The sequence below is a fragment of the Kribbella sp. CCNWLW201 genome (genome assembly GCF_037203805.1).
Classification (GTDB): Bacteria; Actinomycetota; Actinomycetes; order Propionibacteriales; family Kribbellaceae; genus Kribbella.
Map to the genome: position 1 here is coordinate 364,515 of NZ_JBBCBQ010000008.1, position 12,852 is coordinate 377,366.

At 68.2% G+C, this 12,852-nt stretch carries 13 protein-coding genes; 8 read left to right on the forward strand and 5 right to left on the reverse strand.

From position 1 onward, the window contains the following. Positions 1-16 precede the first annotated feature (16 nt). Both V9K99_RS30175 and V9K99_RS30180 read left to right on the forward strand, forming a co-directional pair. Positions 17-1,816 (forward strand): heparinase II/III domain-containing protein, encoded by a 1,800-nt coding sequence (locus V9K99_RS30175; protein ID WP_337005397.1) that lies wholly within the window; start codon positions 17-19, stop codon positions 1,814-1,816. Beyond that, complete coding sequence (locus V9K99_RS30180; RefSeq protein ID WP_337005399.1) at positions 1,813-3,678, forward strand: DUF2264 domain-containing protein; 1,866 nt, start codon at positions 1,813-1,815, stop codon at positions 3,676-3,678. Before V9K99_RS30175 ends, V9K99_RS30180 begins: the two co-directional genes overlap by 4 nt. On the opposite strand, the gene V9K99_RS30185 is transcribed toward V9K99_RS30180, so the two are convergent. The 5 genes from V9K99_RS30185 to V9K99_RS30205 all read right to left on the reverse strand — a co-directional run bounded on the left by V9K99_RS30185 (position 3,661) and on the right by V9K99_RS30205 (position 7,609). Beyond that, on the reverse strand, positions 3,661-4,773 hold the full coding sequence (locus tag V9K99_RS30185) for a substrate-binding domain-containing protein (protein ID WP_337005401.1): 1,113 nt from the start codon (positions 4,771-4,773) through the stop codon (positions 3,661-3,663). The genes V9K99_RS30180 and V9K99_RS30185 overlap by 18 nt on opposite strands. A gap of 175 nt (positions 4,774-4,948) precedes the next feature. Then, a complete protein-coding gene (locus V9K99_RS30190; RefSeq protein WP_337005403.1) occupies positions 4,949-5,605 on the reverse strand; it encodes a DedA family protein in 657 nt (218 codons plus the stop codon). A 58-nt stretch (positions 5,606-5,663) separates the two neighbouring features. Beyond that, the gene (locus V9K99_RS30195) at positions 5,664-6,698 is read right to left on the reverse strand and encodes an ArsR/SmtB family transcription factor (protein WP_337005405.1); all 1,035 of its coding nucleotides are present in this window, start codon (positions 6,696-6,698) and stop codon (positions 5,664-5,666) included. Positions 6,699-6,753: 55 nt separating this feature from the next. Then, positions 6,754-7,134, reverse strand: coding sequence for a hypothetical protein (locus V9K99_RS30200; RefSeq protein WP_337005407.1), 381 nt, complete (start codon positions 7,132-7,134; stop codon positions 6,754-6,756). A 28-nt stretch (positions 7,135-7,162) separates the two neighbouring features. Next, a complete protein-coding gene (locus tag V9K99_RS30205; RefSeq protein WP_337005409.1) occupies positions 7,163-7,609 on the reverse strand; it encodes a hypothetical protein in 447 nt (148 codons plus the stop codon). Between the two features lie 81 nt (positions 7,610-7,690). Between V9K99_RS30205 and V9K99_RS30210 the strand changes: the two genes are divergently transcribed. The 6 genes from V9K99_RS30210 (at position 7,691) to V9K99_RS30235 (ending at position 12,845) form a co-directional block, all read left to right on the forward strand. Beyond that, a complete protein-coding gene (locus V9K99_RS30210) occupies positions 7,691-8,512 on the forward strand; it encodes a tryptophan 2,3-dioxygenase (RefSeq protein ID WP_337005411.1) in 822 nt (273 codons plus the stop codon). A gap of 86 nt (positions 8,513-8,598) precedes the next feature. Beyond that, positions 8,599-9,183, forward strand: coding sequence for a hypothetical protein (locus V9K99_RS30215; RefSeq protein WP_337005413.1), 585 nt, complete (start codon positions 8,599-8,601; stop codon positions 9,181-9,183). After that, complete coding sequence (locus V9K99_RS30220; RefSeq protein ID WP_337005415.1) at positions 9,170-10,123, forward strand: winged helix-turn-helix domain-containing protein; 954 nt, start codon at positions 9,170-9,172, stop codon at positions 10,121-10,123. The genes V9K99_RS30215 and V9K99_RS30220 overlap by 14 nt, the downstream gene beginning before the upstream one ends. A gap of 75 nt (positions 10,124-10,198) precedes the next feature. After that, the gene (locus V9K99_RS30225) at positions 10,199-10,777 is read left to right on the forward strand and encodes a hypothetical protein (protein WP_337005417.1); all 579 of its coding nucleotides are present in this window, start codon (positions 10,199-10,201) and stop codon (positions 10,775-10,777) included. An 80-nt stretch (positions 10,778-10,857) separates the two neighbouring features. Next, positions 10,858-11,538 carry a response regulator transcription factor gene (locus V9K99_RS30230; protein WP_337005419.1) on the forward strand — a complete coding sequence of 227 codons (681 nt, stop codon included), beginning with the start codon at positions 10,858-10,860 and terminating at the stop codon, positions 11,536-11,538. A gap of 2 nt (positions 11,539-11,540) precedes the next feature. Continuing rightward, entirely contained in the window at positions 11,541-12,845 is a 1,305-nt protein-coding gene (locus V9K99_RS30235) for a sensor histidine kinase (protein WP_337005421.1), read from the forward strand. Positions 12,846-12,852: the final 7 nt, after the last annotated feature.

The following is a 12,852-nucleotide window of genomic DNA, read 5'->3' on the forward strand; positions in this document are numbered from 1 at the left end:
CGCATAAGGTGGTCGGGTGAGGCTGAAGGAGCGGTGGGCGGCGGTCGACGGGCGCGAGCAGGCGGTCGCGGCGGCCCGTGGCCGGGTGGGGGTTCCGGATCTGACGCGGCGCGAGGTTTGGGGTACTCGCGATCCGGGCGCGGTCCGGGCGATCCTCGCCGACGCGGAGGCTGATCGCGGGCAGCCGTGGCCGCGGACCGTGCTGTCCGACTACGCCCGATACTGGCGGGACGGCGTACGCACGGCATACGAGAACCCGGCCGGTGAACTGCGGCGTCGTACCTCGGCTGCTGTCCTCGCGGCCGCACTCACAGCTGATCAGGTGTACGTCGATCAGGCGGCCGACGGACTCATGTTGCTGTGCGAACAGACCACGTGGTGCTGGGCGGCGCACGAGTCGTTCGCGACCGCTCGGGGTGAAGTGGTCGGCGATCCCGACGAGCCGTATCTGGATCTCGGTGCGGCCGAGACGGCCGAGATCCTCGCGTGGGCGGACCTCGTGCTCGGGCCGGCGCTCGACGAGCGGGTGCCGGGGCTGCGGCGGCGGATGCGACGGGAGGTCAGGCAGCGCGTCATCCAGCCGTTCCGGACTGATCGCCGCTGGCACTGGCTCGGGCTCGACGGCCACCTGCACAACTGGAATCCGTGGATCCACGGTCACGTGCTCACCGCCGCGCTGTTCCTCGAAGACGACCCGCAGATCCAGCTCGAAGTCACCGATCTCGTGGTCGACGGACTCAGTCGCTACCTCGACGCTCAGCCCGACGACGGCGGCTGCGACGAGGGTTACGCCTACTGGTGGAACGGCCCGGCCCGGTTGGCCCAGGCACTCGACGTCCTCGACCGCGTTACCGACGGCGCCTTCGCTCCTTGGTCCTGTACGCCGCTCGCCGAGTTGGCCCGTTATCCGCAGCGGGTCGCGCTCGGCGACGGTTGGTACGTGAACGTCGCCGACGGTTCCGCACGTCCCGACCCGAACCAGCCGTGGCACGTCCTGCACCGCTGGGGCCGCCGGCACCAGGACCCCGAGGTGATGGCCCAAGCCGCCGCCCATCGGGACCTGCCGATCGCCCCGGCGGCCGGCCTCGGACGCGCGGTGCTGGGCCTGACCGACGACGAGTGGTGGAACGCGGCCAAGGCCGAGCTTCCGCTCCCGAAGTCGACCTGGCTGCCGGACGTCGAGCTGTTCGTCGCCCGCTCCGAACACCTGGCCCTCGCGATCAAGGGTGGTCACAACGACGAGAACCACAACCACAACGACTTCGGCTCGTTCATCGCGGTGCTCGATTCCACACCGGTGCTCATCGACCTCGGTCAGCCGACGTACACCGCGCTCTCCTTCTCCGACCGCCGCTACGAGCAGTGGGTGGTCCAGAGCGCCTGGCACAACGTCCCGCTGATCAACGGCCACGAGCAGCGCCACGGACCGCAGTACCGGGCGACCGATCTCGTCGTACAGGAGAACTCGCTGGCACTCGAGTTGTCACAGGCCTATCCCGACGCCGCACGCTATCGGCGGGTGGCGACGCTCGAGGACGACGTGATCACGATCGCCGACGACTGGGAAGGCTCGGCCACGCAACACTTCGTCATCGCCGGTACGCCGATCAGCGAAGGACCCCGCGAGGTCGTGGTCGAGACGCTGTCGGGCGGTCATGCGCACCTCAGCTGGGATTCGGGTACCGGACGACTCGAAGAGCGGTCCGTCGACGACGTCCTGCTGGAAGGTGTCTGGGGCCCGACTGCGCATCGGCTGGTCATCGACTGCGCCGGCAACTCTTTCCGCCTGACCGTCCGCAGAGGAGATCGACAGTGACTGACGCGCCGTACACGGGCCTGAACCGGGAATCCTGGGCCACGACCGCTGACGGACTGTTGCTGTCTCTCCGCCCGTGGGCGTCGCCGGATCACGCCCGCATCGACCTACCCGGGATGCCGAGCGCATACGGTCCGGACAGCGACTCGCTGGAGGCGTTCGCGCGCTCCTTCCTGCTGGCCGCGATCCGGCTGCACGGCGACCACGGCCACGATCCGCACGGCCTCGCCGAGTGGTACGCCGACGGCCTCCGGGCCGGCACCGATCCGTCCTCCCCGAACGCCTGGCCGCGTCCGGACCGCCTCGGTCAGGCGAAGGTGGAGGCCTGTTCCATCGCCCTCGGTCTACACCTCAGCCGTCCGTGGCTCTGGGCTCGGCTGAGCGATCGGGACCGTGAGCGGATCGTCGCCTGGCTGGCAACGGTCGTCGGCGAGAAGTACCCGCCGATCAACTGGGTGTGGTTCCAGATCGTCGTCGAGACGTTCCTCAAGTCGGTCGGCGGTCCGTGGTCGTCCGCCGACATCGAGAGCGGGTTGGCTGTGCACCAGTCGCTCTACCGCGACCACGGCTGGTACGCCGATGGGCCGGAGCGCGCGTACGACCACTACAACGGCTGGGCGCTGCACGTCTATCCGTTGCTCTGGGCAACCATGGATCCGTCGGTGGACGCGAAGCTGGTGACCACGTGGCGTGAGCGACTCGCGCAGTACCTCCGCACCGCTGTCCACCTGATCGGCGGCAACGGCTCGCCACTGGTCCAGGGCCGCAGTCTCACCTACCGGTTCGCTGCTGCCGCGCCGTTGTGGATGGGCGCTCTCACCGGTGCGACCGACGTACCACCGGGCCTGCTCCGGCGCGCGGCATCCGGCATGCTCGGGCACTTCCTCGACAACGAGGTGCCCGACGACCGCGGCCTGCTGAACCTTGGCTGGTACGGCGAATGGCCGCGGATCGCACAGTCGTACTCCGGCCCGGGATCGCCGTACTGGGCGGTGAAAGGCATGCTCGGCCTGATGCTGCCGCCCGATCACCCGGTGTGGACCGCGACGGAGGAACCGCTGCCGGTGGAGACGGGGGACTTCACGCTGGAGGTGCCGGAGCCGGGCTGGATCGTCAGTGGTACCAAGGCCGACGGGGTGGTCCGGATCGTCAACCACGGCACGGACCACTCGGTGCCGGGTGATCAGCGTGCCGACTCACCGCTGTACGCGCGGCTCGGGTACTCGACCCACACGATGCCGCCGCTGGATCAGACGGCCTGGTCCGAGGCGATCGAGAACAGTGTGGCGATCGTGCATCCGGAGTTCGGTCCGAGTCATCGCAACGGGTTCTCCACGGTGCGCACTGGTGTCTCGGTGACCTCGGCGCACTGGGTCCGGACTGACGAGGACAAGGGCGCCGAGCACGGATCCGGTCGTGGCGGGAGTGTCATCGAGGGGCCGCGCCTCGTGGTGGGCTCGGTGGTGCACGGCAGTCACGAGGTGCGGGCGGTGGTGATCGAGGGGGAGATCGATCCGTCCCGGCACTTGGAGTTCAGCGGCTGGCCGCTGTCCGCAGTGGAGCCGCCGACGGAGACGGTCGAGGGGTTCAAGTCGGGGGTCGAGGCGAACGGGCTCAGCTCGTACGTCGCCGCTGGGACCGCTTTCGAGTACGACGTACGCCGTCTGACCGATGCGAGTCCGGTGGGCAACCACACCGCGATTCCCTGCGCCAGAACGCATCCCGACGCCGGCGAGGTGTACGTGGCGATCGTCACGCTCGGCGGATCACCCGAGCCACCGCCGACCGTCTCCGACGAGGGCCGCACGGTTCGGGTCAGCTGGTCGGACGGTCGTGTGGACTACTTACGGCTGGACACGTGACGCCAGCGGGATCGAGGAGTCGCGGATCATCAGTTCCGGGGTGATCAGGATCCGTTGCGACGGACGCCGTCGGCCCTCGACCAGGCGAGCCACCATCAGCTCGACGGCGGTCCGCCCGACCATCGGTTTCGGCGGCCGGATCGCGGTCAGGGCCGGCTCCGCCAGTCGCGCGACTTCGTCGTCGTAGGCAACGATCGCGAGGTCTTCCGGGATCGCGATCCCGCGTTCGGCGCAGTACTGCTCAATCGACATCGCATCCGGATCCGAGTGGACCACGAGTGCCGTCGTACCGGACGCGCGGCAGCGTTCGATGAGGTGGCCGATCGTCTCGCGGTAGCCGGGTTCCTCCATCCGGACCGACTCGCGCACGATCAGGTCGGGGGAGATCCCGAGCTCCGCGCAGACCAGCTCCCAGCCGCGTTCGAGATGCGCCGACGTCGGGCTGCCCTTGGACAGCACCAGACCGATACTGCGATGACCGTGCTGGTGCAGATGCCGTACGGCGATCTCCAGGCCGAGCGCGTGATCACTGCGAACCCATTCCAGCTGGTTCTTCGTCGGCGTCCACCGCGGTGGCTGCCGCTCGACCAGGATCACCGGGACCGGCAAGTCGCCGATCCACTGGATCATCTCGGGAACATCGTCGCCGTCCAGATTCGGCGCGAGCAGCAGCCCCTGCACCCGCTGAGCCTCGATCAACCGGGTGATCTGCCGCTGATCCTCGGCCCAGTCGTACGTCGACCCACGCAACTGGATCTGGACATCCTGAGCAACCGCCGCCGAGCGTGCACCAGTCACGATCGCCGGCCAGTAGTAGTCGAGTGACGGGACCACCATGCCGATCGTGAACCGCGGCGGCCCGGTCCCGCGACGACGGATATGAGTCGCCGGCCCCAGGTCAGTCGGTAGCGTCGCCCCGCCATGCACCTTCGTCAGCAGATTCTGCGATGCGAGCGCAGCGATATCCCGGCGCACAGTCAACTCACTGACCCCGAGCAGCGCCGCAAACTCCCGGACCCGGATCGACCCATGGCGCCGCAACTCATCCATCAACCGCTCCTGCCGCTGCGGCCCGAACAACCTCTCCTCAGCCACCACGCCTCACCTCCGAAGCATCTGTGAAGGGCAGCACCTCCGGCAGCGACTCTTCCTTCAGCCGCCTCCGGCGGCGAGCCGCCCAATGCTGACACGGATCGACGTGAGGGGCGACCGAGCCGTCCACAGCCAGGCGGCCGGATCACCAGTTCACGTCCCGCCGAACGCGGTGTCCTTACTTGGTTGCCCGCCTGGTCGGCCGAATCCACCGCTTGATCAGCGGGATGAGCAGGGCAACGCCGATCATCGTCAGGCTCACGACGGAGGCGTACTTGTCGACGAGCAGGACGATGTCCACGGCCCGTTGACCGGCCCAGTAGCCGAGTCCCGTCACCAGACCGGTGATCAGCAAGGCCCCGGCGAAGTCCAGTAGGAGGAACACGGTCAGCCGCATCCCGGCCCAGCCGGCCATGGCGTACACCACCGCCGTCGGAACACCTGGAAGTACGGCGAAGAGTACTGCTGCCCGGATGATCCAAGGATTGAGCTCGGTCGTCCGGCCGGCGAAGCGCAACACTCGCTCGCTGGTGGTGAACATCCTGATGATGCCTTCGCCCCACTGGCGGCCCGTCCACCAGGTCAGCCAGTCGAACTTCACCATGCCGATCGCCCCGGCGAGGACGACAAGCCAGACCGGAGCATCGCCGACCCGGGCGAACGCTGCCGCGGCGCCGATCGCGACGAGATCGCCGGTCAGGAAGGCCAACGCGACCGGATGCGACGCGACCAGGAACGGCTTGAGCGGCCGCAGCGCCAGCCCGATCGCGACAACGCCGAGGATCGCGCCCAGTAACGCCAGGTCGGTCCGGGTGGCGCGTCCCTGCCAGGGCACGAAGCGACGCCAGCGAGGGGCCGCTTGCTCCGGAGCATCGGCTGGGTCGGACACCGCCTCACGCCTCCAGCAGCGAGTCGCCCAGTGGCGTACGGCGATAGACGACCTTGTTGCCACGTCGGGTTCGTCCGACGAGACCGGCCCGCAGCAGTACCTGAAGGTGGTACGACACCGTCGGAGCGCTCCAAGGCAGCCGGCTGCTCAGCTCCGTCGTCGAGTGGTGATCGCCGAGCTCGGTCAGCAGCACCGCACGCGTGTCGCCCAGCAGATCAGCTAGCGCGCGGCCGGGGGCCTGCACGTCGCGCTGCCAGAGACGTCCGATCCCGTTCGATCGGTAGACGACGGCTGGTTGCTCTGGGCACTTCACCGTGAACTGCACCGGCCCGACGTGTGTCGACGTCGGAATCATCAGTACGCCGTCATCGGCCCAGTCGACGGTGACGTCGTACGGGCGATCCAGGACGATGCCGCTGCCGTCCCACACCATTCCGCGGCCGAGGTCGTTCAGCATCGCGACGGCTCCTCGGGATGCGAGGAGATCGCTCTTCCGGCGTACGTCGTCTTCGAGTACGACCGTCGTACGGCGCCAGTCCGGTTCGATGGCCAGCTCGAAGAAGAGCTGCAGGGCCTTGGCCGCGGCGACGGCCACCGCCTCCGGACCTTCGGCGATCACTCGCTCGAGCGCATCGGGTGCCGGTCGACGCCACCTGCGGTAGGTCTCCTCGTCGCCGAACAGTGCCACCACATCGTCGCGAACAGGCCGTCCGTGCAGGCCGATGTCGAGCTGGCGCTCGATGTCGTCGGGGGACGTCCGGGCGATGATCCGGGCCTGCTCCTCGATCGTCGCCAGCGGGCGCGCCGGTGGCGGGGTCAGGAAGTCCGGGGCGTAGTCGTGGTCAGCCGGTACCAACGCCTCCAGCAGGGCCAGCTCGCCGGGCGGCATCAACGCCTGGGCTCGGCGGTACCAAGTCCTCGCGTGCCGCGCGGGATGCGCAGCGCGGAGACGAACCGTGCTGACCACTTCCTGGGCGGGCGAGATGGCGAAACGCGATCGGCCGAGCTGGTCCGCGGTCATCGTGAGGTGAATCGCCACCACTGCAGTATGCCCAGCGGCGACTGAACAGGAAGCAGATTCGAGGAGGTTCGAATCAGTCGTTGATCCAGCTCCACACGCTCGTGGTCGCCGCCACCCCGGCCACCTCGAAACCCTCGAGCACCCGGCGCTGATTTCCTTTCAGGCCGAGGCGGTCGCCGTCGCTGAGTGCTGTCCTGAGCCCGTCGACCAGCCGATCCGCCGCGGCCCCTTTCGCGTCCGGCGCGTAGTGGTCCGCGAGGGTGTCCAGGGCGTCGTACGGCGCGTGCACGCTGTAGCCGTACTCGCGGCCGGGATCGTCACCCGCCGGGCCGTAGTCGTAGAACTCGGTGAACGTGATCCCGCGGTCGCCACCCTCCGGATCGAGGATCAGCGTCAGCGTGAAGATGCAGCCGTTCTGCCGATGAACACGCAGCAACGTCTCCCGTCGCGTCATGCCACGCAAGGTACCCCGCGTCAGTCGATCAAGACATCAGCAGCGAGCCGAGGACGACTGTCGCCATGAGGACGGTGAAAGCGATCGCCACCCGGCGACCGCGCTCGGTCCGCTGCGGGATGGTCGTCGCATCGAGGTCCCGGGCACACGGGTTGAAGTCCAGCGCGTCGGACGGCGCGAACACGCTGCCCAACCGGCACAACGCCGTACGCCGCGATGCCTGCCGGGCAGCCTCTTGTACGACGCGCCGCCGGAGGAGCTCGCGATGGTACGACCCGTCCGGCATCACCCGCTGTACGACGCCATGCGCCGAGGCGATCCGCCGGGGCCGGCTGATCGACGGCGGCAGGATCAGGTAGGCCAGCTGGACCAGGGAGGCGTAGTCGTCGGGCAGCAGCGCCTCGATCTGCGGTTCCTCACGCGTGGGCCCCTGAATGGGACCCGGGACGAGCGGGGTCTCAACCGTGGCGGACATACAACTCCTTGTATCGGCGTACCTCAGGTCCAACGAGCGAATCGCTGACCGGTCACGGAGCGGTCATATACCCTCGGCCTCATGAGCACTGGTGACGGGGTGGCCGGACGGTGGGGCGGGGTCGACATCCACTTCGGTGAGGAGGGTGGCCGGCTCACGTACGGTAGTTATCTGCGGCTGGCCGAGCTGCTCGACCAGCAGCGGCTGGAGTCGGATCCGCCGGCCCATGACGAGCTGCTGTTCATCACGATTCACCAGGTGTACGAGCTGTGGTTCAAGCAGGTGCTGCACGAGCTGACCGCGTCCCGCGACGCGATGCTGTCCGGTGAACTCTGGCTGGCCGAACACCTGCTCCGCCGGGTGCACACGATCGAGCGGACGCTGACCCAGCAGGTCGACATCCTGGAGACGATGACTCCGCAGGACTTCGGCGAGTTCCGGCATCGGTTGTCACCGGCAAGCGGCTTCCAGTCGGTGCAGTTCCGGGAGATCGAGTTCCTGTCCGGTGCGAAGGACCCGTCGTTCGTGAAGCGGTTCCGCGGCCTGACCGACACCGAGAAGGCCCGCCTCGGGCAACGCCTGGACGAACCCACGCTGTGGGACGCGTTCCTCGCCGTACTCGAGAAGGCGGGCTTCGCCACCGACACCGAGGACGCCGTCCGCGACGCCCTCCGCAAGGTCGCCGGCGACCGCGCCCACTACGCCGCCGTCTGGGAGCTCGCCGAAGCCCTGCTCCAGCACGACGAACTCGCCGCCGCCTGGCGCGCCCGCCACGTCGTCATGGTCGAACGCATGATCGGCACCAAGCCCGGCACCGGCGGCTCCTCCGGCGCCGGCTACCTCCGCAGCCGCCTGGACCTCCGCTACTACCCCCTCCTCTGGGACCTCCGCTCGAGCCTCTAGAAAGCCACGAACATACAAGCGGGAATCAGTCTGCCTGCTCGGACCGACCTGTTTACATGTTCGATTCGAGTGGATAACGTAGTGGTATGTTCGCGCTCGAAGGACTGCAGGAAGCGCTTGAGACTCTCGGTGCCGTGCTCGCGAGCCGAGGCATCGACAGTCGCATCCTCGTGGCCGGGGGTAGCAGCCTGCTGCTGTTGGGTGTGGTGAAACGGCCGACCGCCGACCTGGATGTCATCGGGCTGGGCGAAGATGGTCGCTATGTGAAGGCCGAGACCATCCCGCGGCCGCTCGCCGAGGCCGTTCGCGATGTCGGTGCGGCGCTCGGCTTGTCGGAGAAGTGGCTCAACAACGGGCCGGCCTCGTTGTTCGATTTCGGCCTGCCGGAGGGCTTCGAGAGTCGCGTCACGGTCCGGCGGTACGGATCGCTCGAGGTTCATGTGGTCGGCAGGTTCGACATGATCTGCTTCAAGCTGTACGCCGCGGTCGATCACTCCGGCCAACGGACCAGCAAGCATCTGACCGACCTCGAGGCGCTGGATCCATCAACCGGCGAGTTGCTGACAGCGGCGCGCTGGACCCGGACTCACGATGACTCGGACGGCTTCCGTCAGGAGCTCACGAAGATCCTCGGGCATCTGGGAGTAGGGGTCGAGGATGCCGAGTTCTAGGAAACGTCGTACGTCGCTGCTCGAACTCGAGATCGAACTGCTGTGGGGTGCCTGGTCCGAGCTCGGAGTCTCGGGGTGGGGCCGGACGCACCGGGACTGGGTGGTAGATCCGGAGCCGTTGATCGTTCGTACGGCGGAGGTGGCCGACTCCGATCCCAGGCTTCGTGACGAGGCACTCGACTGGTGCATCCACTACTGGCGCTACGTCTCTCGTGTTCGCTTGCGTGGTCTATTACGCGGCAGAACGGATGAGGCCGCAGAAGCATGGGGCTGGTTTGCGGCGACCGTCAACAAGCACTCGACCGCTCGCTGGCCGGGATCGACCGATGAGATCTCCTACAAGATCACCGGACGCTCGTCCCTGACGACGATGAAGCAACCGTCGCGTGCTTGGCTGCGGATGCGCGCCGCATTCGGCGTGGGAGCCCGCACCGAGATCCTCCGGTACTTCCTCTCCGGTCCGTCCTTGGGTTCGACAACCGCCATCGCCGAATGGGTCGGGTACGCGAAGAGCAACGTGGTCAACGAATGTGACGCACTCGAGAAGGCAGGGGTCCTACGGCGTCGGCATATCGGCAACCGGTTCTACTACTCGCTAGCCCACCGGGAGGCGCTGCAGAACTTCGTCGGCGACATAGCTCCGCACCGACCGTCCTGGGCAGCGCTGCTCGGTGTGACATCTACTCTTGTCGACCTGGAGCAAGCCGCGGCGACGCTTCCGAATCCTGTGTTGATGGTCGAATCGCACCGGGTGAACAGTCAGATCGACGATCTCCTTGATCAACTGGAGATCGAGGAGCGGCCCGACCTGAGCCGGCCTGACGAGTACTGGCCGAAGACGAGAGACTTTGCCTACACCTACCTCTCCGCGTGGGCATCGGGAGCATGGGACCCTGCTTCACCAACGCGTCGATCACCTGGCCCGAAAGCACCGTCCTAAGGAGATGTTGCCGTGAAGCTCTACTCCGATGTTGGGGGTCAGCGGGTTGGGCAGGTTGTTGGGGATTTGGTGTTGGTGGGGTGGATCTGGGTGTGTGTGGAGCTCGGGCGGTTGGTGTTCCGGATCACCAATGCGTTGGGGGCGCCGGGGCGGAAGGCGGCTGAGGCGGGGGACGGGCTGGCGGGGGATCTGCGGCGGCTGTCGGAGCCGATCGGGAAGGTGCCGGTGGTGGGGGACCAGTTGCGGTCGCCTGTCGACGGTGCCGCGGGGGCGGCGGGGAAGCTGGCGGAGGCGGGCCGGGATCAGGCGCATGCGGTGGAGCAGTTGGCGTATCTGCTGGCCGGGGTGACGATCGGGCTGCCGGTGCTGTTCGCGTTGCTGATCTGGTTGCCGCGGCGGATCCGGTTCTCGCGGCGGGCGACGGCGGCGCGGAAGTTCATCGACAGCGCCGCGGACCTGGACCTGTTCGCGCTCCGGGCGATGGCGAACCAGCCGATGCACCGGCTGGCCAAGATCTCCGACGACCCGGTCGCGGCCTGGCGCGACGGCGACACCGAGATCATCACCCGGCTCGCGAGCCTTGAACTCCGCAGCACCGGGCTGAAGGTGCCGCGGACCTCCAGCACTCAGCAAGTCCCGACCGAGGGCCCCTGAACCGGGCAACCACGCTCAGCGCGCCGGCAAGTTCGCGGTTGGTGAGTGGTGGAGTTCCGCCCGCCGTCTACCCTCATCGCATGGCTCGGGTGTTGCTGGTCGAGGACGATGATGCGATCCGGACGTCGCTGGGCAAGTCCCTGACGGCCGCCGGCCATGTCGTCACGGCCGTGGCCGCCGGTGCCGAAGGTGTCGCCGTGGTCGCGCGGGACCGTCCCGACGTCCTGCTGCTCGACCTCGGCCTGCCGGATCTGGACGGCCGCGACGTACTCGCGATGGTTCGCGCGGTCAGCGACGTACCGGTGATCGTGGCAACGGCCCGCGACGACGACGCCAGCGTGGTCAAGTTGCTCGACGCCGGTGCGGACGACTACGTGATCAAACCGTTCAGCTCGGCCCAGATCGACGCCCGGATCCGCGCCGTACTGCGGCGACTCGGTCATGACCAGCAAGGCGAGTCGACGGTCGACCTGGGCGCGCTGCGGATCGACCCGCGCAGTCGCGAGGTGACTGTCGACGGTGCGCCGGTCGACCTGACCCGTAAGGAGTTCGACCTCCTGCTCGCCCTGTCCCGTCGCCCTGGAGCGGTGGTCACCAAGCGCGAGTTGCTCGCCGAGGTGTGGGGTCTGCCGTGGGGCGGCGGCGATCGTACGGTCGACGTCCACCTGTCCTGGTTGCGCCGCAAGCTGGGTGAGACGGCGGCCGAGCCGCGGTTCCTGCACTCGGTCCGTGGTGTCGGCATCAAGCTGTCCGGCGGCTGACCATGCGTCGAAGGATCCTGCTGCTCTCGGTCGGCATGACCACGCTGGTCGTGCTGGCGTTCGCCGTACCGCTGATCATCCTGCTGCGGAGCACGACCGCGTCGGAGTCGAAGGACGAGGCGCGTTACCTGGCCGAGTCGGTCGCGTACTACGTAGGCGACAAGGACCACACGGCCGACGACATCACGGCGTACATCGAGGGCCTCGCGGACAAGCCCGGGACCATCTCGGTGCGGCTCGCCGACGGGACGACGCTGGGCGATCCGCCGCCGGGTGGAGTCTCGGCGCCGAAGGCGTTGCCGAGCGACTACGGCGACGGTGACGACGACGACAAGAAGGGGCCGCCGAAGATCGGTGACGCCGACTACCGCGACGTCGGCAGCGGGATGGCGGTCGAGGTCAGTGTCGGTACGGCGAGCGGCCCCGCGTCCGTCTGCCTGTACCTGACCGCGGACGAACTGTACGACGGCCTCGTCCCGCGCGTGCTCATCCTGATCGGCGGCAGCCTGCTCGTCCTGCTGCTCAGCATCCTCGGCGCCGAACTCGTCTCCCGCCGGCTCGCCCGCCCGCTGGAAGAGACAGCCGGTACGGCGGAACGCCTGGCACTCGGCGACATGGACGCCCGGGCCCCGACGACCGGCCCGGCCGAGGTCGCCAAGGTCGGTGCCGCGCTCAACGGTCTCGCCGACCGGATCGACGAGGTGATCGCGGTCGAACGCGAAGCCGTCGCCGACCTGTCCCATCGACTCCGTACGCCGTTGACAGCACTCCGGCTGCAGGTCGAGGCGTTGCCGGATCGCGAGCGCGCCGAGGAGCTCAACACCCAGGTGAACAGCCTGGAGCGGACCCTGACCGCGGTGATCAGCGCGGCCCGACGACCGCAGCGAGAGGGCCGTGTACCGCACTGCGATGCGGTCGAGGTGACCAGGCAACGGGCTGCTTTCTGGGAGCCGCTGTTCGAAGACCAGGGCCGGGAGCTCGCCCTGGATCTCCCGGCGCCGCCGGCGATCGTTCGTGCGTCCGCGGAGGACCTCGGTGCCGCGCTGGATGCGTTGGTCGAGAACGTCGTCGCCCACACGCCCGACGGCACACCGGCACGGATCACGTTGACGCGCGAGACTCACGGCGTACGGATCGTCGTCGCCGACAAGGGGCCTGGCATCCCGCTCGGCGCCGGTGAGCGGGGCCGGAGCGATCGTGGCTCGACCGGCCTGGGACTCGACATCGCTCGCCGCTGCGCCGAGGCCGCCGGCGGGCACTTGTCCATCGGACGGAACGAGGTCGTCCTGGTGCTCGCTGCACCCTAGGTAAGGT

Excerpts from the sequence above, each read along its gene's own strand:
- V9K99_RS30200 (WP_337005407.1), bottom strand. The coding sequence starts at position 7,134 with ATGACGCGACGGGAGACGTTGCTGCGTGTTCATCGGCAGAACGGCTGC.
- V9K99_RS30205 (WP_337005409.1), bottom strand. The coding sequence starts at position 7,609 with ATGTCCGCCACGGTTGAGACCCCGCTCGTCCCGGGTCCCATTCAGGGG.
- V9K99_RS30210 (WP_337005411.1), top strand. The coding sequence starts at position 7,691 with ATGAGCACTGGTGACGGGGTGGCCGGACGGTGGGGCGGGGTCGACATC.
- V9K99_RS30215 (WP_337005413.1), top strand. The coding sequence starts at position 8,599 with ATGTTCGCGCTCGAAGGACTGCAGGAAGCGCTTGAGACTCTCGGTGCC.
- V9K99_RS30220 (WP_337005415.1), top strand. The coding sequence starts at position 9,170 with ATGCCGAGTTCTAGGAAACGTCGTACGTCGCTGCTCGAACTCGAGATC.
- V9K99_RS30230 (WP_337005419.1), top strand. The coding sequence starts at position 10,858 with ATGGCTCGGGTGTTGCTGGTCGAGGACGATGATGCGATCCGGACGTCG.
- V9K99_RS30235 (WP_337005421.1), top strand. The coding sequence starts at position 11,541 with ATGCGTCGAAGGATCCTGCTGCTCTCGGTCGGCATGACCACGCTGGTC.